Origin of the sequence: Nonlabens sp. Hel1_33_55 (assembly GCF_900101765.1) — a bacterium.
Lineage (GTDB): Bacteria > Bacteroidota > Bacteroidia > Flavobacteriales > Flavobacteriaceae > Nonlabens.
Genome location: NZ_LT627735.1, coordinates 3,229,999 through 3,253,859 on the forward strand (window position 1 = coordinate 3,229,999; position 23,861 = coordinate 3,253,859).

A 23,861-nucleotide genomic window follows, 5' to 3' on the forward strand; every position below is an offset into this window, starting at 1 on the left:
TTTTTACTAGTTCATTGACTTTCAATGAGGTGAATAAATTGATTCTTTATGGAAATCCCTACACTTCCTATGGTGGTTAGACATTACAAATCTAACTACTCTATAACACTATTTTTATTAACTGCTTTGATGTTGCCATTACTGGCAGTTAGTCAATCACGTCCGACCTTTAATCTCGCAGATGGACCGACTCTGCTAGCTAACGGTGCGGCTGCAGAGCAAATAGGAGCTAAATACATCTATCAGGACATAGAAGTATCTGTTGATGGGTTTTTAGTTGATGCCGTTGTTACCATTGTTGATAAGGTTAATCTAGATGAGCCTAATGCAGATTCATTTGTTGTCGATGCGGTTCTAGGGGTAGATGACCGATTTGAACCTGTAGTCAATACTGGGCCTGGAATAGGTTATGTAGAATGGCAAATTCAGTTCGTACTTGATGGTACAGTTGTGGACGCTAATGATGTGGGAGTTCCTGCCAGGCTTGATTCATTTACAGTAGAAGCGATTGATGTTGATGGTTTTGAATTCTTTGAGGCAATTGTCACTAATTCTTACACCATTGAAGGCGGTAACAATCCCACTACCGAGCTTGTAGTTTCTCAAAATGGGGCTTACACTCGTTTTCAAAGTGATGTAGATTTCGCGGCAGGTATTAGTGCGGCCAATACTCAGTACGTAGTTAGAATCAACTATAATAACATCAGTACGATTAACTTCCGTAATGGTAGTTCTAATGATAGTAACGATCGACAAAATTCAGTAAGCTTCCTAGGTGAGGTGACTTTTGCTGTCGAAAACACGGTATTAGTGAATCAGGCCCCATCAGTTATTGATAATCTAGGGAATACGATATTTATAAACGAGAGCTTCCAAAGTAACGTATTGGACGGATCAAGTGACCCTGATGGAAATATAGATCCCTCATCAGTAGTATTAATCGATCCCAATGATGAATTCAATCAAGGTTCACTAGGTAATCCTCTATTTATTGTAGGAGTTGGTAGCTATACCGTTGATGATTTAGGAAATGTGACTTTCAACCCAGAACAGGATTATCTAGGTGATGCCTCAATCAACTTTACGGTTAAGGACGATTTAGGCCTAAATTCCAATCGTGCTACTCTTGGTATTAATGTAGTGGATCCATGTGATGCAGTTGCCTCTGGAAATATAGATACGGATGGTGATGGTGTTTCAGATATTTGTGATTTAGATGATGATAATGATGGTATTCTGGACACTCAAGAGTGTGAAGCCCAGCCCGAGTCCGTTACATTAAACCTCTCCCAAGCAAACGCAAATTTCAATCAAAACGGTGCTGGAGCAGATGGCGTTGGAGCTTTTACTACCTACTCAAATGCAACAACATTTAATGGTCAGAGTGTTGATTTGAGATTAACAGTCCTACGGAACTCAAGTCCTGCAGATTTAACGGTTGATATTTCGGGATTCTCTTTTACAGATACCGCAACAAATATTACATATTACTACCCAATTATTTTAGATGGTGGAAATGATGATGGGTTTGCCGAATTTGAAATCGAATTTTTCCTTTCTGGCACAAATACATTGATAGAAGTTCCGGTAGAGATTACTTTTCTGGATATTGATAATTTAGGAGTTGGAGAAGGTATAGAGTTCTCAAGAGATGATATAGCATCATACACACTGTCAGGATCACCTACTACAGATATCACTGCAAATAATTCAAACACTTCTTACTTTTTAGACCCAGGATCATTCGTAAGATTTTTAGGAAATGCAGATGGTTCTCCAGATGATGAGAACCTATGGGTAGCCGTTGACCTTTTACAATCATCGAACATTGATTTTACTGTAAAGAAAAGAGCTGGGATAACTGGTTATGTGTTTGATAATGTCACTTTTACCAATCCTGGACAATCAACATCAGTAAATGGTGCAATTTGTGATTTGGATACTGATGGTGATGGAATCCCAGACTATCTCGATTTAGATAGCGACAATGACGGTATATATGACGTTGTAGAAAATGGAAGTTCAGATCTCGATACAAATAATGATGGTCAAATAGATGGTCCAGTTGGTGCTAATGGTATTCCAGACGCAGCTGAAATTGGTGGAGCAGAATCAGGCAATGTGAAAGAGGTCGTAAATTCTGACGGTACTGACCAGCCGGACTACCAGGACCTAGATGCAGATAACGATGGTTGTAGCGATTCTAATGAAGCTTACAATCAAATCAATGCAGATGGAAATGATGCAGGTCAATTTGGTGCAGGTGACCCAGCTGCCACAGATGCTGACGGTACAGTAACAGCTGCGGCATATGTTGATCCAGCAGATAGAAATAATAATGGTATTTCAGATTTTCAGGAAGCCGGACCAGATGCAGATAACGATGGCATTGCAGATGCTTGTTTGCCACCTGTTGATACAGATGGAGATCTAGTTTTCGATAATGTTGACATAGATGATGACAATGATGGTATTTTAGATTCTCGAGAAGATTTGAATCTTGATGGAGATAACAATCCAGCAACAAATCCTACAGATACTGATGGTGACGGCGTTCCAGACTATCAAGATCTGGATTCGGACAATGATGGTATAGCAGATAATGTAGAGGCGCAGACCACTTTAGGTTATATAGCTCCTCAAGATTCAAACAATGATGGGATTCCAGATGTCACAGCAAATGGTTTACCAGTATCCTATGACAATGCGGGACAGGAATTAGGAATTTTACCTGTAAACACAGATCAAACAGATAATCCAGATTACCGTGACCTTGATTCTGATAACGATGGTGAGTCAGATAATATAGAAGCATTTGATACAAATGCTGATGGAGTGTCAGATTTACAGCCAACTAATTTAGATGACGATAACGACGGTTTCGATAATGCATATGATACAGATGACACTTCATATGCAGATCCCAACGGTACCATAAATGACCCGACCGTTCTTCCTGACTCAGATAACGACCTGAACCAAGGAGGAAATGTTGATTATAGAGATGCTTTTAATCCTGCAGATTTTGACAACGATGGCGTTGACAACATTGAAGATCGAGATGATGATAATGATGGAATAAGTGATGTTTTGGAAGGGTATCAATTCATCGCAGACAATGACCGAGCGGTATGTACAGGTTCAAGTTATTCATTTACGAATAGTACTTTGATCGCAGGAACGGCCGGTTCAGTGGGTGCACAGTATAGATTTACAGGAGTGGCAACGGGCTTGGATGCGATAGTCACAATTACCCAAAGATCAGCAGGAACCACACTAGTTGATATTAATGGACAGGCAGAAGGTTCTGCACAAGCGTTCCAGCCAGTTATACGGTATAACTCAACGGCCTCAGGTGATCGCCAGATGACATTTAATGTAAGGTTTGTGAATGCCGGTAGTTTGACTAGCGCTACAGTTCCTAGTGTTGGTGGATTTTTCCAGGATGTGGATGGAGAAAATTTTGACCGTGAATATTATCGAGTCAATAATATCGTCGGGTACACCATTGGAAATCCTTCAAATATTCTCACGTCAGACCTAGGCTCTGGAGTCACACAATTTATTGCAGATGGAACTGGCTCTGTAGTGGTGAACGGTACAAATGCGATCTCCACAGACAATGCACACCGTGTATTTTTTCAAAAGCAAGATGTAAATCAGCTCAACTTTACCGTTGGTATAAAAAAGAACACAAATACAACCATCACTCGTTACTACTCGTTATTGTTTGATGAGTGTGAACTAGCAAATTATAATGACCCATCCCATCAATTTACAGATGCAAATGCACCTGATACTGACGGCGATGGCATTCCTGATTACAAGGACATCGATTCAGATGGCGACGGTTGTAATGATAGCATAGAGGCTGGATTTATTGACGCTTTCGCGAAAGCGGATGAAGATGGACAACTCGGTAACACATCACCAGCAACCGTGGACGCAAATGGCTTGGTAACCTCAGGCCAAAACGGTCAAGGGTACACAGAACCAGCTGATACGAATGCAAACGGAACCTACGATTTCTTGGAAGACTCCGTAAGTACGGCGTGTAATGACCAAGACCTAGACGGCATCACGGACAGTGTGGATGTTGACGATGATAACGACGGTATATTGGATACGGTGGAGAACGGCGGTGTGGATCCTTTTGGAGACGCAGACGGTGATGGCATCCCTAATTCCAGAGACGTTAATGGAGTCAACGATGCCAATGGCGACGGTGTCGTGGACAGCTTCGATACCGATGGTGACGGGATTATCAATCAGTTTGACCAGGACAGCGACAATGACGGCATTCCTGACAATGTCGAGGGACAGCCTACCGTTGGATACATTACTCCAAGTGGGATAGACAACAACAATGATGGTCTCGACGATGCCTATCCGGTAGGCGGTATCATCCCAGAGAATACCGATGGTACGGATGATCCCGACTATCTGGATACCGACTCCGACAATGACGGCATCCCAGATGTCACGGAAGCGTCAGACTTCAACAATGACGGCGTTGCAGATACCGCTTTCGCGAATGTGGATAGCGACCAGGACGGACTGGACGACAACTTCGATGGCGATACGACCGGCTACGGCGATCCCAACGGTACCCCAACAACAACAGATCCGGCCAACGAGCTCAACAATACCGATGGTACCGATGAGCCGGACTATAGAGATACGGATGACGACAACGATGGCGTAGGTACAGACGTTGAAGTAGTGGACAACAACAACCCGGCAGATCTTGACGGCGACGGCACACCGGACTACCTAGACGTAGACGATGTGGATGGCGATGGCGTACCGGACAGTGCGGACCTAGATGATGACAACGACGGTATCTTGGACAGCGTAGAGGATGCGAACCTTGACGGAGACGACAACCCGTTCACGGACCCGACGGACACTGACGGCGATGGCATCCCGAACTTTTTGGACCAGGACGCTGATGGTGATGGTATCCCAGACAACGTAGAGGGACAGACCACTGCGGGCTACACGCCACCGAGTGGTGTTGACGCAGACGGCAACGGACTGGACGACAACTATGAGAACACACCGGGATCCGGTGAGGGCATCAGCCCGGAGAACACGGACGGCGCGGACCAGCCAGACTACCTGGATCTGGACAGCGACAACGACGGCGTGGCAGATGCGACGGAAGGCTTCGATACCAACAGTGACGGTATCGCGGACACGGTACCTGCGAACAGCGACCTGGATGGTGATGGAATCGATGACAACTTCGATACGGACCCGAATGGCGCTTACACAGACCCTAGCGGTAACGTAGTGGACACGGATCCCGCCACGGACCTGAACAACACGGATACCACCGATGAGCCGGACTATAGAGATACGGACGATGACAACGATGGCGTTCCTACCCTTACAGAGGATGTGGACGCAGACGGTGATCCGACCAACGACGACACGGACGGTGACGGTACACCAGACTACCTGGATAGTGACGATGACGGTGACGGCGTGGACACGGCCCTAGAGAATTACGATGGGGACAACGATCCGACCAACCAGGACACGGACGCAGATGGTACACCAGACTACCTGGACACCGATGATGACGGTGATGGCGTGGATACCCAGTATGAGAACCCGAACCCGGATGGTGACGGCAACCCTAACACGGGCGCTACCCAAGACACCGATACCGATACCGTTCCGGACTACCTGGACAGTGATGATGACGGTGATGGGATCAATACGGTCTTCGAGAACCCGAACCCAGATGGAGACGGCGACCCTAACACGGGCGCTACCCAAGACACGGATGGAACAGAAGGACCGGACTACCTGGACACGGACGATGATGGTGATGGACTGGATACGATGGATGAGAACCCAGACCCTAATGGAGACAACGATCCTGCAGATGCATTGGACAGCGACCTTGACGGCACACCGGACTACCTGGACGTGGACGATGTGGATGGTGATGGCGTACCAGACAGTGCAGACCTGGACGATGACAACGATGGTATACTGGACAGCGTAGAGGACGCGAACCTTGACGGAGACGACAACCCGTTCACGGACCCGACGGACACTGACGGCGATGGCATCCCGAACTTTTTGGACCAGGACGCTGATGGTGATGGTATCCCAGACAACGTAGAGGGACAGACCACTGCGGGCTACACGCCACCGAGTGGTGTTGACGCAGACGGCAACGGACTGGACGACAACTATGAGAACACACCGGGATCCGGTGAGGGCATCAGCCCGGAGAACACGGACGGCGCGGACCAGCCAGACTACCTGGATCTGGACAGCGACAACGACGGCGTGGCAGATGCGACGGAAGGCTTCGATACCAACAGTGACGGTATCGCGGACACGGTACCTGCGAACAGCGACCTGGATGGTGATGGAATCGATGACAACTTCGATACGGACCCGAATGGCGCTTACACAGACCCTAGCGGTAACGTAGTGGACACGGATCCCGCCACGGACCTGAACAACACGGATACCACCGATGAGCCGGACTATAGAGATACGGACGATGACAACGATGGCGTTCCTACCCTTACAGAGGATGTGGACGCAGACGGTGATCCGACCAACGACGACACGGACGGTGACGGTACACCAGACTACCTGGATAGTGACGATGACGGTGACGGCGTGGACACGGCCCTAGAGAATTACGATGGGGACAACGATCCCACCAACCAGGACACGGACGGCGACGGTACACCAGACTACCTAGACACTGATGATGACGGTGATGGCGTGGATACCCAGTACGAGAACCCGAACCCGGATGGTGACGGCAACCCTAACACGGGCGCTACCCAAGACACCGATACCGATACCGTTCCGGACTACCTGGACAGTGATGATGACGGTGATGGGATCAATACGGTCTTCGAGAACCCGAACCCAGATGGAGACGGCGACCCTAACACGGGCGCTACCCAAGACACGGATGGAACAGAAGGACTCGACTACCTGGACACGGACGATGATGGTGATGGACTGGATACGATGGATGAGAACGCGGACCCTAATGGAGACAACGATCCTGCAGATGCATTGGACAGCGACCTTGACGGCACACCGGACTACCTGGACGTGGACGATGTGGATGGTGATGGCGTACCAGACAGTGCAGACCTGGACGATGACAACGACGGTATCTTGGACAGCGTAGAGGACGCGAACCTTGACGGAGACGACAACCCGTTCACGGACCCGACGGACACTGACGGCGATGGCATCCCGAACTTTTTGGACCAGGACGCTGATGGTGATGGTATCCCAGACAACGTAGAGGGACAGACCACTGCGGGCTACACGCCACCGAGTGGTGTTGACGCAGACGGCAACGGACTGGACGACAACTATGAGAACACACCGGGATCCGGTGAGGGCATCAGCCCGGAGAACACGGACGGCGCGGACCAGCCAGACTACCTGGATCTGGACAGCGACAACGACGGCGTGGCAGATGCGACGGAAGGCTTCGATACCAACAGTGACGGTATCGCGGACACGGTACCTGCGAACAGCGACCTGGATGGTGATGGAATCGATGACAACTTCGATACGGACCCGAATGGCGCTTACACAGACCCTAGCGGTAACGTAGTGGACACGGATCCCGCCACGGACCTGAACAACACGGATACCACCGATGAGCCGGACTATAGAGATACGGACGATGACAACGATGGCGTTCCTACCCTTACAGAGGATGTGGACGCAGACGGTGATCCGACCAACGACGACACGGACGGTGACGGTACACCAGACTACCTGGATAGTGACGATGACGGTGACGGCGTGGACACGGCCCTAGAGAATTACGATGGGGACAACGATCCCACCAACCAGGACACGGACGCAGATGGTACACCAGACTACCTGGACACCGATGATGACGGTGATGGCGTGGATACCCAGTATGAGAACCCGAACCCGGATGGTGACGGCAACCCTAACACGGGCGCTACCCAAGACACCGATACCGATACCGTTCCGGACTACCTGGACAGTGATGATGACGGTGATGGGATCAATACGGTCTTCGAGAACCCGAACCCAGATGGAGACGGCGACCCTAACACGGGCGCTACCCAAGACACGGATGGAACAGAAGGACCGGACTACCTGGACACGGACGATGATGGTGATGGACTGGATACGATGGATGAGAACGCGGACCCTAATGGAGACAACGATCCTGCAGATGCATTGGACAGCGACCTTGACGGCACACCGGACTACCTGGACGTGGACGATGTGGATGGTGATGGCGTACCGGACTCGGCAGACCTTGACGATGACAACGACGGTATACTGGACAGCGTGGAGGACGCGAACCTTGATGGAGACGACAACCCGTTCACGGACCCGACGGACACTGACGGCGATGGCATCCCGAACTTTTTGGACCAGGACGCTGATGGTGATGGTATCCCAGACAACGTAGAGGGACAGACCACTGCGGGCTACACGCCACCGAGTGGTGTTGACGCAGACGGCAACGGACTGGACGACAACTATGAGAACACACCGGGATCCGGTGAGGGCATCAGCCCGGAGAACACGGACGGCGCGGACCAGCCAGACTACCTGGATCTGGACAGCGACAACGACGGCGTGGCAGATGCGACGGAAGGCTTCGATACCAACAGTGACGGTATCGCGGACACGGTACCTGCGAACAGCGACCTGGATGGTGACGGAATCGATGACAACTTCGATACGGACCCGAACACGGCCTACACGGACCCAAGCGGTAACGTAGTGGACACGGATCCCGCCACGGACCTGAACAACACGGATACCACCGATGAGCCGGACTATAGAGATACGGACGATGACAACGATGGCGTGCCTACCCTTACAGAGGATGTGGACGCAGACGGTGACCCTACCAATGATGACACGGACGGCGACGGTACACCAGACTACCTGGACACGGACGATGACGGTGACGGCGTGGATACGGCTCTGGAGGACTACGATGGGGACAACGATCCGACCAACCAGGACACGGACGCAGATGGTACACCAGACTACCTGGACAGCGATGATGACGGTGATGGCGTGGATACCCAGTATGAGAACCCGAACCCGGATGGCGATGGTAACCCCAATACAGGCGCTACCCAAGACACCGATACCGATACCGTTCCGGACTACCTGGACAGTGATGATGACGGCGATGGGATCAATACGGTCTTCGAGAACCCGAACCCAGACGGAGACGGCAACCCTAACACGGGAGCTACCCAGGACACGGATGGGACGGAAGGACCCGACTACCTGGACACGGACGATGATGGCGACGGACTGGATACGATGGATGAGAACCCAGACCCTAATGGAGACAACGATCCTGCAGATGCATTGGACAGCGACTTGGACGGCGTACCGGACTACCTGGACGTAGACGATGTGGATGGCGATGGCGTACCAGACAGTGCGGACCTAGATGACGACAACGACGGTATCTTGGACAGCGTAGAGGACGCGAACCTTGACGGAGACGACAACCCGTTTACAGACCCGACGGACACTGACGGCGATGGCATCCCGAACTTTTTGGACCAGGACGCCGATGGTGATGGTATCCCAGACAACGTAGAGGGACAGACCACCGCGGGCTACACACCACCGAGTGGTGTTGACGCAGACGGCAACGGACTGGACGACAACTATGAGAACACACCGGGATCCGGTGAGGGCATCAGCCCGGAGAACACGGACGGCGCGGACCAGCCAGACTACCTGGACCTAGACAGCGACAACGACGGCGTGGCAGATGCGACGGAAGGCTTCGATACCAACAGTGACGGTATCGCGGACACGGTACCTGCGAACAGCGACCTGGATGGTGATGGAATCGATGACAACTTCGATACGGACCCGAACACGGCCTACACGGACCCAAGCGGTAACGTAGTGGACACGGATCCCGCCACGGACCTGAACAACACGGATACCACCGACGAGCCGGACTATAGGGATACGGACGATGACAACGATGGCGTACTTACTGATGATGAAGTAATAGATAATAATAACCCAGAAGATTTGGATCTTGATGGGATACCCGACTATTTGGATGTTGATGATCTGGATGGTGATGGAATTCCAGACTCCGTTGACCTTGATGACGACAACGACGGAATCATAGATACCGTTGAGGATGCCAATAATGATGGAGACAACAACCCGTTTACAGATCCTACAGATACAGATAATGATGGCATTCCAGATTTCCAAGACCAAGACTCAGATAACGATAGCATACCTGATAATGTCGAAAGCCAACCTAGTGTAGGCTACACCACTCCTAGCGGACTAGACGACAACAACGATGGTTTGGATGATGCTTATGCACCTAATGGGATTACTCCCGTAAATACTGATGGAGTAGACGTGCCTGACTACTTGGACGGTGATAGTGATAACGATGGTATTTCAGATATAATTGAAGCTTCTGACTTCAACAATGATGGTCTACCAGATGTCGCTTTCGCGAATGTTGATATAGACAACGATGGTTTAGACGACAATTTTGATGGTGATACTACTGGCTATGGAGACCCCAATGGTACTCCAACTACAGGTGATCCGTCCAACGAACTGAACAACACAGATACCACCGATGAGCCGGACTATAGAGATACGGACGATGACAACGATGGCGTACTTACTGATGATGAAGTAATAGATAATAATAATCCAGAAGATTTGGATCTTGATGGGATACCCGACTATTTGGATGTTGATGATCTGGATGGTGATGGGATTCCAGACTCCGTGGACCTTGATGACGACAACGACGGAATCATAGATACGGTTGAGGATGCCAATAATGATGGAGACAACAATCCATTTACAGATCCTACAGATACAGATAATGATGGTATTCCAGATTTCCAGGACCAAGACTCAGATAACGATAGCATACCTGATAATGTCGAAAGCCAACCTAGTGTAGGCTACACCACTCCTAGCGGACTAGACGACAACAACGATGGTTTGGATGATGCTTATGCACCTAATGGGATTACTCCCATAAATACTGATGGAGTAGACGTGCCTGACTACTTGGACGGTGATAGTGATAACGATGGTATTTCAGATATAATTGAAGCTTCTGACTTCAACAATGATGGTCTGCCAGATGTCGCTTTCGCGAATGTCGATAGCGACCAGGATGGACTGGACGACAACTTTGATGGGGATACAACTGGTTATGGCGACCCCAACGGCACACCCACAACAACAGATCCAGCAAACGAGCTCAACAACACAGATACCACCGATGAGCCGGACTATAGAGATACAGACGATGATAACGACACCGTACTTACTGATGACGAAGTAATAGACAACAACAACCCAGAAGATTCTGATCTTGATGGCATACCTAACTATTTGGATAATGATGATAATGATGGTGATGGTGTCCCAGATACGGTAGATGAAGATGATGATAATGATGGTGTTTCTGATGTAATCGAAACAAATGGAGACGACCCTTTCGCGGACAGCGATAACAATGGAATCCCTGATTTTCAAGATGTCAATGCAGCAAATGACTCCAATAACGACGGTATTGTTGATCGATTTGATGCTGATAAAGATGGAGTGATCAATCAATTCGATATTGATGCAGATGGAGATGGTTTGACAGATGTTTTTGAATCAGGAAATAATGCTTTAGATACCAATGCTGATGGTGTGATCGATGATCAGGATACTGGATTCGCAGACGTTGATGGCAATGGTCAATCTGATAATACAGAGGGATCAGTACCTACTGATTCAGATGGTGATACAGCTGCTGATTATTTAGATATTGATTCTGACAATGATGGAATATTGGACAATATCGAAATTCAAGATTTCAACAACCCAAATCCAAGAACAAGAAACGATACCGATGGTGACGGTCTTGATGATGCATATGATTCTGACAATGGAGGAACTCCGATTTTAGTTCCTCAAAATTCGGATACTGATCCTTTCCCTAATTATTTGGATCTAGATTCTGATGATGATGGGATTATCGACAATATAGAATGGCAAACCACTGCTGACTACTTATTACCTACTTCAGATACTGATGGTAATGGTTTAGCAGATAATTATGAGACTTTTTCTGGCAGCGGGATACCAACAAACAGTCCTAATAATGCAGATAGCACAGATCTACCAGACTACCTTGATATAGACTCTGACAATGATGGTCTAACTGACAATGATGAAGTTTACAATTTACCTCCAGCAAATTTTGATGCTGACAACGATGGTTTAGATGATGCGTATGATAGTGATGATGTGAATGGATTAAGCGGTCCTCAAGCAGCATCTAATATGAATATGAACGGTCCAGCTTTGAGCGGAGTTCAGGATTTTCCTAACGTTCAAAATCCTCTAACAGCCGAAGTAGATTTTCGTGATAGTACGGACCCTAATAATCCTGTTGATACAGACTTAGATGGAATTAACGATAACGTTGATATTGATGACGATAATGACGGCATCTTGGATTCTGTTGAATCTTTAGGATTTGTTCCTACTAATAATGCTGCAGATGATTGTGGAAGACCTTCTTCTTCATTTACTTCACCAGTGTATGCGGGTGGTGCTGCTAATGGTACCGTAGGAGCACTTTATAGATTTGATAATGTTGCCACTTATCCTGAAATAGGAGTGGTAGATGCCATTATTGAAATTACTGACATCGTCGGTGGAGCAACCCTTATTACTATTGATAATGATGGCACTGGAGATATAAACGCTTGGCAGCCTGAATTTAATGTTCCTGGTCCTACAGGCAGTTCATCTCAAATGGCCTTCGAGGTAAGGTTCGTATTAGATGGAACTAATACCCAATTTAATGTTGGTAGATTTGGTGGTACGATTTACGACATCGATGGGGCAAATGCGCGCGAGTCAGTCATTTTAAGTCAGCCAGGACTGTACGCAGTCGATAACGAGACGCTACTTACAGTTAATTCAGACGCTTCTTCTGGAGAGGTAACATTTACAGGTCCAGACGACACTTATGTTGGTGTCGACCTTTCTCCTAGACTGGCGACATACTTTAATTATTACGATGCTTCTGAGTTTTCCATTAGATTCTCTGCACAGCTTTTGAGTGCAACTGCAAATACTAATTTGGGCTCAGTTTTATTTGATGTTTGTTCAATTAATGGATTATTTGAGGGTAATACAACTTCTAACAATCCAACTCAAACGGGTCCAGATGGTGTAAGTGAACCATCCGGCCCAGGAACTTTTGCAGTTTACACAGTAAACGATGGAATTGATACTGATGGAGATAACATACCTGATGAATTGGATATCGATTCAGATAATGACGGTATTCCAGACAATCTTGAATCTCAGCCTACTATTGGTTACGTTGCACCAGGAATTGCAGACTCTGACTCAGATGGGTTATTAGACGCTTATGAAGGAGTTAATAACGATGGTACTATGCCAATTGATACTGATGGTGACGGCATATCAGACTATCTGGATCTCGATACTGACGATGATGGTTTCAACGACGATTTGGAATCAGGAAACCCTTTAGCTACTAACAATAATGATTCAGATGGTGATGGCTTGTTGGACGAATATGATTCGATCGATAATACGGGTATCGCATATGCCTCTAATGATAGATATAGTGCTGGTAGCGCAGATTTGAGTAATCAAGATAACCCGGCAACACCTGAAGTTGATTATCGTGAAGCAAGAGACCAAGACCTAGACGGCATCACGGACAGTGTGGATGTTGACGATGATAACGACGGTATATTGGATACGGTGGAGAACGGCGGTGTGGATCCTTTTGGAGACGCAGACGGTGATGGCATCCCTAATTCCAGAGACGTTAATGGAGTCAACGATGCCAATGGCGACGGTGTCGTGGACAGCTTCGATACCGATGGTGACGGGATTATCAATCAGTTTGACCAGGACAGCGACAATGACGGCATTCCTGACAATGTCGAGGGACAGCCTACCGTTGGATACATTACTCCAAGTGGGATAGACAACAACAATGATGGTCTCGACGATGCCTATCCGGTAGGCGGTATCATCCCAGAGAATACCGATGGTACGGATGATCCCGACTATCTGGATACCGACTCCGACAATGACGGCATCCCAGATGTCACGGAAGCGTCAGACTTCAACAATGACGGCGTTGCAGATACCGCTTTCGCGAATGTGGATAGCGACCAGGACGGACTGGACGACAACTTCGATGGCGATACGACCGGCTACGGCGATCCCAACGGTACCCCAACAACAACAGATCCGGCCAACGAGCTCAACAATACCGATGGTACCGATGAGCCGGACTATAGAGATACGGATGACGACAACGATGGCGTAGGTACAGACGTTGAAGTAGTGGACAACAACAACCCGGCAGATCTTGACGGCGACGGCACACCGGACTACCTAGACGTAGACGATGTGGATGGCGATGGCGTACCGGACAGTGCGGACCTAGATGATGACAACGACGGTATCTTGGACAGCGTAGAGGATGCGAACCTTGACGGTGACGACAACCCGTTCACGGACCCTACGGACAGTGACGGTGACGGTATCCCGAACTTTTTGGACCAGGACGCTGATGGTGATGGTATCCCAGACAACGTAGAGGGACAGACCACTGCGGGCTACACGCCACCGAGTGGTGTTGACGCAGACGGCAACGGACTGGACGACAACTATGAGAACACACCGGGATCCGGTGAGGGCATCAGCCCGGAGAACACGGACGGCGCGGACCAGCCAGACTACCTGGATCTGGACAGCGACAACGACGGCGTGGCAGATGCGACGGAAGGCTTCGATACCAACAGTGACGGTATCGCGGACACGGTACCTGCGAACAGCGACCTGGATGGTGATGGAATCGATGACAACTTCGATACGGACCCGAATGGCGCTTACACAGACCCTAGCGGTAACGTAGTGGACACGGATCCCGCCACGGACCTGAACAACACGGATGCCACCGATGAGCCGGACTATAGAGATACGGACGATGACAACGATGGCGTGCCTACCCTTACAGAGGATGTGGACGCAGACGGTGACCCTACCAATGATGACACGGACGGCGACGGTACACCAGACTACCTGGACACGGACGATGACGGTGACGGCGTGGATACGGCTCTGGAGGACTACGATGGGGACAACGATCCGACCAACCAGGACACGGACGCAGATGGTACACCAGACTACCTGGACAGCGATGATGACGGTGATGGCGTGGATACCCAGTATGAGAACCCGAACCCGGATGGCGATGGTAACCCCAATACAGGCGCTACCCAAGACACCGATACCGATACCGTTCCGGACTACCTGGACAGTGATGATGACGGCGATGGGATCAATACGGTCTTCGAGAACCCGAACCCAGACGGAGACGGCAACCCTAACACGGGAGCTACCCAAGACACGGATGGAACAGAAGGACCGGACTACCTGGACACGGACGATGATGGTGATGGACTGGATACGATGGATGAGAACCCAGACCCTAATGGAGACAACGATCCTGCAGATGCATTGGACAGCGACCTTGACGGCACACCGGACTACCTGGACGTGGACGATGTGGATGGTGATGGCGTACCAGACAGTGCAGACCTGGACGATGACAACGATGGTATACTGGACAGCGTAGAGGACGCGAACCTTGACGGAGACGACAACCCGTTCACGGACCCGACGGACACTGACGGCGATGGCATCCCGAACTTTTTGGACCAGGACGCTGATGGTGATGGTATCCCAGACAACGTAGAGGGACAGACCACTGCGGGCTACACGCCACCGAGTGGTGTTGACGCAGACGGCAACGGACTGGACGACAACTATGAGAACACACCGGGATCCGGTGAGGGCATCAGCCCGGAGAACACGGACGGCGCGGACCAGCCAGACTACCTGGATCTGGACAGCGACAACGACGGCGTGGCAGATGCGACGGAAGGCTTCGATACCAACAGTGACGGTATCGCGGACACGGTACCTGCGAACAGCGACCTGGATGGTGATGGAATCGATGACAACTTCGATACGGACCCGAATGGCGCTTACACAGACCCTAGCGGTAACGTAGTGGACACGGATCCGCCACGGACCTGAACAACACGGATACCACCGATGAGCCGGACTATAGAGATACGGACGATGACAACGATGGCGTTCCTACCCTTACAGAGGATGTGGACGCAGACGGTGATCCGACCAACGACGACACGGACGGTGACGGTACACCAGACTACCTGGATAGTGACGATGACGGTGACGGCGTGGACACGGCCCTAGAGAATTACGATGGGGACAACGATCCCACCAACCAGGACACGGACGGCGACGGTACACCAGACTACCTAGACACTGATGATGACGGTGATGGCGTGGATACCCAGTACGAGAACCCGAACCCGGATGGTGACGGCAACCCTAACACGGGCGCTACCCAAGACACCGATACCGATACCGTTCCGGACTACCTGGACAGTGATGATGACGGTGATGGGATCAATACGGTCTTCGAGAACCCGAACCCAGATGGAGACGGCGACCCTAACACGGGCGCTACCCAAGACACGGATGGAACAGAAGGACCCGACTACCTGGACACGGACGATGATGGTGATGGACTGGATACGATGGATGAGAACGCGGACCCTAATGGAGACAACGATCCTGCAGATGCATTGGACAGCGACCTTGACGGCACACCGGACTACCTGGACGTGGACGATGTGGATGGTGATGGCGTACCAGACAGTGCAGACCTGGACGATGACAACGACGGTATCTTGGACAGCGTAGAGGACGCGAACCTTGACGGAGACGACAACCCGTTCACGGACCCGACGGACACTGACGGCGATGGCATCCCGAACTTTTTGGACCAGGACGCTGATGGTGATGGTATCCCAGACAACGTAGAGGGACAGACCACTGCGGGCTACACGCCACCGAGTGGTGTTGACGCAGACGGCAACGGACTGGACGACAACTATGAGAACACACCGGGATCCGGTGAGGGCATCAGCCCGGAGAACACGGACGGCGCGGACCAGCCAGACTACCTGGATCTGGACAGCGACAACGACGGCGTGGCAGATGCGACGGAAGGCTTCGATACCAACAGTGACGGTATCGCGGACACGGTACCTGCGAACAGCGACCTGGATGGTGATGGAATCGATGACAACTTCGATACGGACCCGAATGGCGCTTACACAGACCCTAGCGGTAACGTAGTGGACACGGATCCCGCCACGGACCTGAACAACACGGATACCACCGATGAGCCGGACTATAGAGATACGGACGATGACAACGATGGCGTTCCTACCCTTACAGAGGATGTGGACGCAGACGGTGATCCGACCAACGACGACACGGACGGTGACGGTACACCAGACTACCTGGATAGTGACGATGACGGTGACGGCGTGGACACGGCCCTAGAGAATTACGATGGGGACAACGATCCACCAACCAGGACACGGACGGCGACGGTACACCAGACTACCTAGACACTGATGATGACGGTGATGGCGTGGATACCCAGTACGAGAACCCGAACCCGGATGGTGACGGCAACCCTAACACGGGCGCTACCCAAGACACCGATACCGATACCGTTCCGGACTACCTGGACAGTGATGATGACGGTGATGGGATCAATACGGTCTTCGAGAACCCGAACCCAGATGGAGACGGCGACCCTAACACGGGCGCTACCCAAGACACGGATGGAACAGAAGGACCCGACTACCTGGACACGGACGATGATGGTGATGGACTGGATACGATGGATGAGAACGCGGACCCTAATGGAGACAACGATCCTGCAGATGCATTGGACAGCGACCTTGACGGCACACCGGACTACCTGGACGTGGACGATGTGGATGGTGATGGCGTACCGGACTCGGCAGACCTTGACGATGACAACGAGGTATACTGGACAGCGTAGAGGACGCGAACCTTGACGGAGACGACAACCCGTTCACGGACCCGACGGACACTGACGGCGATGGCATCCCGAACTTTTTGGACCAGGACGCTGATGGTGATGGTATCCCAGACAACGTAGAGGGACAGACCACTGCGGGCTACACGCCACCGAGTGGTGTTGACGCAGACGGCAACGGACTGGACGACAACTATGAGAACACACCGGGATCCGGTGAGGGCATCAGCCGGAGAACACGGACGGCGCGGACCAGCCAGACTACCTGGATCTGGACAGCGACAACGACGGCGTGGCAGATGCGACGGAAGGCTTCGATACCAACAGTGACGGTATCGCGGACACGGTACCTGCGAACAGCGACCTGGATGGTGATGGAATCGATGACAACTTCGATACGGACCCGAATGGCGCTACACAGACCCTAGCGGTAACGTAGTGGACACGGATCCCGCCACGGACCTGAACAACACGGATGCCACCGATGAGCCGGACTATAGAGATACGGACGATGACAACGATGGCGTGCCTACCCTTACAGAGGATGTGGACGCAGACGGTGACCCTACCAATGATGACACGGACGGCGACGGTACACCAGACTACCTGGACACGGACGATGACGGTGACGGCGTGGATACGGCTCTGGAGGACTACGATGGGGACAACGATCCGACCAACCAGGACACGGACGCAGATGGTACACCAGACTACCTGGACAGCGATGATGACGGTGATGGCGTGGATACCCAGTATGAGAACCCGAACCCGGATGGCGATGGTAACCCCAATACAGGCGCTACCCAAGACACCGATACCGATACCGTTCCGGACTACCTGGACAGTGATGATGACGGCGATGGGATCAATACGGTCTTCGAGAACCCGAACCCAGACGGAGACGGCACCCTAACACGGGGCTACCCAAGACACGGATGGAACAGAAGGACCGGACTACCTGGACACGGACGATGATGGTGATGGACTGGATACGATGGATGAGAACGCGGACCCTAATGGAGACAACGATCCTGCAGATGCATTGGACAGCGACCTTGACGGCACACCGGACTACCTGGACGTGGACGATGTGGATGGTGATGGCGTACCGGACTCGGCAGACCTTGACGATGACAACGACGGTATACTGGACAGCGTGGAGGACGCGAACCTTGATGGAGACGACAACCCGTTCACGGACCCGACGGACACTGACGGCGATGGCATCCCGAACTTTTTGGACCAGGACGCGATGGTGATGGTATCCCAGACAACGTAGAGGGACAGACCACTGCGGGCTACACGCCACCGAGTGGTGTTGACGCAGACGGCAACGGACTGGACGACAACTATGAGAACACACCGGGATCCGGTGAGGCATCAGCCCGGAGAACACGGACGGCGCGGACCAGCCAGACTACCTGACCTAGACAGTGACAACGACGGCGTGGCAGATGCGACGGAAGGCTTCGATGTGAACAATGACGGTATCGCGGACACGGTACCTGCGAACAGCGACCTGGATGGTGACGGAATCGATGACAACTTCGATACGGACCCGAACACGGCCTACACGGACCCAAGCGGTAACGTAGTGGACACGGATCCTGCACGGACCTGAACAACACGGATACCACCGATGAGCCGGACTATAGAGATACGGACGATGACAACGATGGCGTTCCTACCCTTACAGAGGACGTGGACGCAGACGGTGACCCGACCAAGACGACACGGACGGTGACGGTACACCAGACTACCTGGATAGTGACGATGACGGTGACGGCGTGGACACGGCCTGAGAATTACGATGGGGACAACGATCCGACCAACCAGGACACGGACGCAGATGGTACCAGACTACCTAGACGAAGACGATGATGATGATGGTTTCCTTACAATTAATGAAGGAGCAGACCCTAATGGTGATGGAAATCCAAATGATGCGATCGATACTGATTCTAATGGTATCCGGATTATCTAGATCCAGATATACTGGATACGGATGGAGATGGTGTCATTAACAGTATTGACATTGACGACGATAATGATGGAATTCTAGACACTGTTGAAGGAACCAATGATAGTGATCTTGATGGGATCATTGACTCATTAGATCAGGATGCAGATGGAGATGGAGTTCCAGATAATGTAGAGGGACAACCTACGGTAGGTTACATATTACCATCTGGAATTGATAGTGATAATAATGGTCTTGATGATGCTTATGAAGTAAGCCCAGGATCTGGAGAAGGAGTAACTGTAGAGGATACAGACCTTGACGCTGTTCCTGATTACCTTGATCTTGATAGTGATGATGATGGTATTGTAGATGGAACAGAGGCATTTGATTTTGATAGTAATGGACTTCCAGATATTCTTCCTTCTAATAATGATGTAGATCAAGATGGTATTGATGACTCTTATGATGGAGATACTAAACGGCTATGCTGACCCTAATGGTGCTCAAGTAGATACTGATCCTCTTGCCGATCTAACAAATACAGATGGTGCTGATGATTTAGATTTATAGAGATACTGATGATGATAATGATGGAATTTTATCCCAAGATGAATCTAATGATCCTAATAATGATGGATTAGCAGACGATGCTAATGATTCTGATGGTGACGATACCCCAGATTATTTGGATCCTGATAATGCAGATAATGATGGTGACGGTATACCTAACAACATTGATATTGATGATGACAATGATGGTATCATTGATACTGTTGAGGTAATGGAGATTTTGATGGTGACGGTATTATCGATTCATTAGATCAAGATTCTGATGGTGATGGGATTCCTGATAATGTGGAGGCCCAAACGACAGCAGGATATGTATTCCCAATTGGAGTTGATTCTGATGACAACGGTCTGGATGATGTTTACGAAAGCTCTCCTGGAGCAGGGGAAGGAATAACACCAGAAAATACTGATGGTGACGGTAATCCAGATTATTTGGATATCGATTCAGACAACGATAATGTTGATGATTCATAGAAGCCTTTGATTTTAACAACGATGGTTTCCTGATATCGCTTTCGCGGAAGCGGACATAGATCAAGATGGTTTGGATGACGCATTTGATGGTAATACTACTGGATATTCTGACGTAACGGTGGTGTTGTAGAGAATGATCCAGCGACTGATCTCAATAATACAGATGGTACAGATGAATTGGATTATCGTGATACTGATGATGACAATGATGGTTTACTCACTTTTAATGAGAATCCTGATGTTGATGGAGATGCTAATACCATTGATCCAAATGATGCAGATGGAGATACGATTCCAGACTACCTAGATTTTGATGATAATGATCAAGATGGAATAGGTGATGGTAACGACATTGACGACGACAATGACGGTATTCTTGATACTGTTGAAGGAACAGCAGATTTTGACAACGACGGTATTATAGACTCTCTCGATCAAGACTCTGATGGAGATGGCATTCCAGACAATGTTGAGGCTCAATCTACATCAGGTTACTTAACTCCTAGTGGAAATGATACAGACGGCAATGGTCTTGATGATAGCTATGAATCGACCCCTGGAAATGGTGAAGGAATCACACCAAACAATGAGGATGGTGATGGCAATCCAGATTATCTAGATGTCGACTCAGACAATGATGGTGTATTTGACGCGATCGAGGGTTACGATTATAATAATGACGGTATAAGTGATATCGCTTTCGCGAATGTTGACTCAGATCAAGATGGTTTGGATGATGCATTTGATGGCGATACAACTGGATACGGTGATCCTAATGGACTACAGGTTGTAAATGACCCAGCGTCAGATCTTAATGATACAGATGGCGATGCAGTCAGCGGCAACCCATTGAATAACTTGGATTTTAGAGATGTCGACGACGATAATGATGGTATACCTACCCTAGATGAAGATCTAAACGGTAATAACGATTATACAGATGACGATTCTGATAACGACGGTATTCCTAATTATCTGGATCTTCCTGATAATGATCAAGATGGCATTCCAGACGTTACAGATTTAGACGATGATAATGATGGTATTGTAGATACTATAGAAGGCAATTTGGACACCGATGGTGATGGCATACCGGACAGTCTTGATATCGACAGTGATGGCGATGGTATCCCTGACAACGTGGAAGCACAGCCTACGGATGAATATGTAGCTCCAAGTGGTGTTGATGCAGACAACAATGGTCTGGATGACGTATATCAGCCAGCTCTTGGAGGTAGAACTGGTATTACACCAATAGACACTGACAACGACGGAACACCGGATGCATCAGACCTAGATTCTGACGATGATGGTATATCGGACAACGAGGAAGCCTATGACACACCACCAAGTGGCGTGGACAGCGATGGCAACGGACTGGACGATCAGTACGAGACTCCAAACCCGGCAGACCCTTATTCAGATGTAAACGGAGACCTGGACAATGGAGCATCGGACACGAACAATGACGATGACCCAACGACAGGTGAAGTGGACTACCGTGAGAACCCAACCGATACGGATGGCGATGGTGTAGCTGACAACGTGGACCTTGATGATGACAACGATGGTATCCTTGATACCGATGAGCCAATGGGCGACACTGATGGTGATGGTATCCCGGACAGTCTGGACATCGACAGTGATGGTGATGGTATCCCAGATAATGTAGAAGCAGCCTACGGATGACTATGTAGCTCCAAGTGGCGTTGATGCTGATGGTAATGGAGTGGATGATGCCTATGATGCGGCACCACTAGGGCCAGGAGTAGACACGGACAATGACGGAACACCGGATGCATCAGACCTAGATTCTGACGACGATGGTCTATCGGACAACGAGGAAGCGTATGACACACCACCAAGTGGCGTGGATAGCGACGGCAATGGATTGGATGATCAGTACGAGACTCCGAACCCGTCAGATCCTTATGCAGATGTAAACGGAGACCTTGACAATGGAGCATCTGACACGAACAATGACGATGACCCAACGACAGGTGAAGTGGACTACCGTGAGAACCCAACCGATACGGATGGCGATGGCGTAGCTGACAACGTGGACCTTGATGATGACAACGATGGTATACTAGATACGGACGAGCCAATGGGCGACAACGATGGTGACGGCATACCGGACAGTCTGGACATCGACAGTGACGGTGATGGAATCCCGGATAATGTGGAGGCACAGCCTACGGATGACTATGTAGCTCCAAGCGGCGTTGATGCCGATGGCAATGGAGTGGATGATGCCTATGATGCGGCACCACTAGGACCAGGAGTAGACACGGACAATGATGGAACACCGGACGCATCAGACCTTGACTCTGACGATGATGGTATATCGGACAACGTGGAAGCCTATGATACACACCAAGTGGCGTGGATAGCGATGGCAACGGACTGGATGATCAGTATGAGACTCGAACCCGGCTGATCCTTATGCGGACGTAAACGGAGACCTTGACAATGGAGCATCTGACACGAACAATGACGATGACCCAACGACAGGTGAAGTGGACTACCGTGAGAACCCAATTGATACGGATGGCGATGGCGTTGCTGACAACGTGGACCTTGATGATGACAACGATGGTATCCTTGATGCTGATGAACCAATGGGCGACACCGATGGTGACGGCATACCAGACAGTCTTGACATTGACAGTGACGGCGACGGAATTCCGGACAACGTAGAAGCACAGCCTACGGATGACTATGTAGCTCCAAGTGGCGTGGACGCTGATGGCAATGGAGTGGATGATGCCTATGATACGTCACCACTAGGGCCAGGAGTAGACACCGACAATGACG

The 23,861-nt window shown here is 50.1% G+C and carries 13 protein-coding genes and 1 pseudogene; 13 read left to right on the forward strand and 1 reads right to left on the reverse strand.

From position 1 onward, the window contains the following. Positions 1–48: 48 nt before the first annotated feature. From BLO34_RS14455 to BLO34_RS14790, 8 genes are all read left to right on the forward strand, one after another. Entirely contained in the window at positions 49–16,185 is a 16,137-nt protein-coding gene (locus BLO34_RS14455) for a hypothetical protein (RefSeq protein ID WP_157686854.1), read from the forward strand. 80 nt (positions 16,186–16,265) lie between these two features. Next, a complete protein-coding gene (locus tag BLO34_RS14460) occupies positions 16,266–17,597 on the forward strand; it encodes a hypothetical protein (protein ID WP_090756317.1) in 1,332 nt (443 codons plus the stop codon). Positions 17,598–17,620: 23 nt separating this feature from the next. After that, positions 17,621–18,040, forward strand: a complete 420-nt coding sequence (locus tag BLO34_RS14465; RefSeq protein WP_090756318.1) for a hypothetical protein — start codon at positions 17,621–17,623, stop codon at positions 18,038–18,040. A 289-nt stretch (positions 18,041–18,329) separates the two neighbouring features. Then, on the forward strand, positions 18,330–18,476 hold the full coding sequence (locus BLO34_RS14615; RefSeq protein WP_157686856.1) for a hypothetical protein: 147 nt from the start codon (positions 18,330–18,332) through the stop codon (positions 18,474–18,476). Beyond that, positions 18,476–19,012, forward strand: a complete 537-nt coding sequence (locus BLO34_RS14470; protein WP_090756320.1) for a hypothetical protein — start codon at positions 18,476–18,478, stop codon at positions 19,010–19,012. The genes BLO34_RS14615 and BLO34_RS14470 overlap by 1 nt, the downstream gene beginning before the upstream one ends. A 19-nt stretch (positions 19,013–19,031) precedes the next feature. Further along, positions 19,032–19,316, forward strand: coding sequence for a hypothetical protein (locus BLO34_RS14685; protein WP_090756324.1), 285 nt, complete (start codon positions 19,032–19,034; stop codon positions 19,314–19,316). A gap of 93 nt (positions 19,317–19,409) precedes the next feature. Beyond that, positions 19,410–19,658 (forward strand): hypothetical protein, encoded by a 249-nt coding sequence (locus BLO34_RS14480; protein WP_157686858.1) that lies wholly within the window; start codon positions 19,410–19,412, stop codon positions 19,656–19,658. A gap of 228 nt (positions 19,659–19,886) precedes the next feature. Continuing rightward, a complete protein-coding gene (locus BLO34_RS14790; RefSeq protein WP_262492272.1) occupies positions 19,887–20,021 on the forward strand; it encodes a hypothetical protein in 135 nt (44 codons plus the stop codon). 197 nt (positions 20,022–20,218) lie between these two features. Here BLO34_RS14790 and BLO34_RS14625 read toward each other — a convergent pair whose 3' ends face one another. Beyond that, complete coding sequence (locus tag BLO34_RS14625) at positions 20,219–20,443, reverse strand: hypothetical protein (protein ID WP_157686860.1); 225 nt, start codon at positions 20,441–20,443, stop codon at positions 20,219–20,221. 242 nt (positions 20,444–20,685) lie between these two features. Here BLO34_RS14625 and BLO34_RS14795 point away from each other — a divergent pair, with 242 nt between their 5' ends. The 5 genes and pseudogenes from BLO34_RS14795 to BLO34_RS14500 form a co-directional block, all read left to right on the forward strand. After that, complete coding sequence (locus BLO34_RS14795) at positions 20,686–20,820, forward strand: hypothetical protein (protein WP_262492273.1); 135 nt, start codon at positions 20,686–20,688, stop codon at positions 20,818–20,820. A gap of 35 nt (positions 20,821–20,855) precedes the next feature. After that, positions 20,856–21,044 carry a hypothetical protein gene (locus tag BLO34_RS14485; RefSeq protein WP_090756326.1) on the forward strand — a complete coding sequence of 63 codons (189 nt, stop codon included), beginning with the start codon at positions 20,856–20,858 and terminating at the stop codon, positions 21,042–21,044. A gap of 177 nt (positions 21,045–21,221) precedes the next feature. After that, positions 21,222–22,733 carry a hypothetical protein gene (locus BLO34_RS14490; protein ID WP_090756327.1) on the forward strand — a complete coding sequence of 504 codons (1,512 nt, stop codon included), beginning with the start codon at positions 21,222–21,224 and terminating at the stop codon, positions 22,731–22,733. 40 nt (positions 22,734–22,773) lie between these two features. After that, positions 22,774–23,484, forward strand: coding sequence for a hypothetical protein (locus BLO34_RS14495; RefSeq protein WP_090756328.1), 711 nt, complete (start codon positions 22,774–22,776; stop codon positions 23,482–23,484). 79 nt (positions 23,485–23,563) lie between these two features. Beyond that, positions 23,564–23,861, forward strand: a pseudogene (locus tag BLO34_RS14500) (gliding motility-associated C-terminal domain-containing protein); the annotation flags it as partial.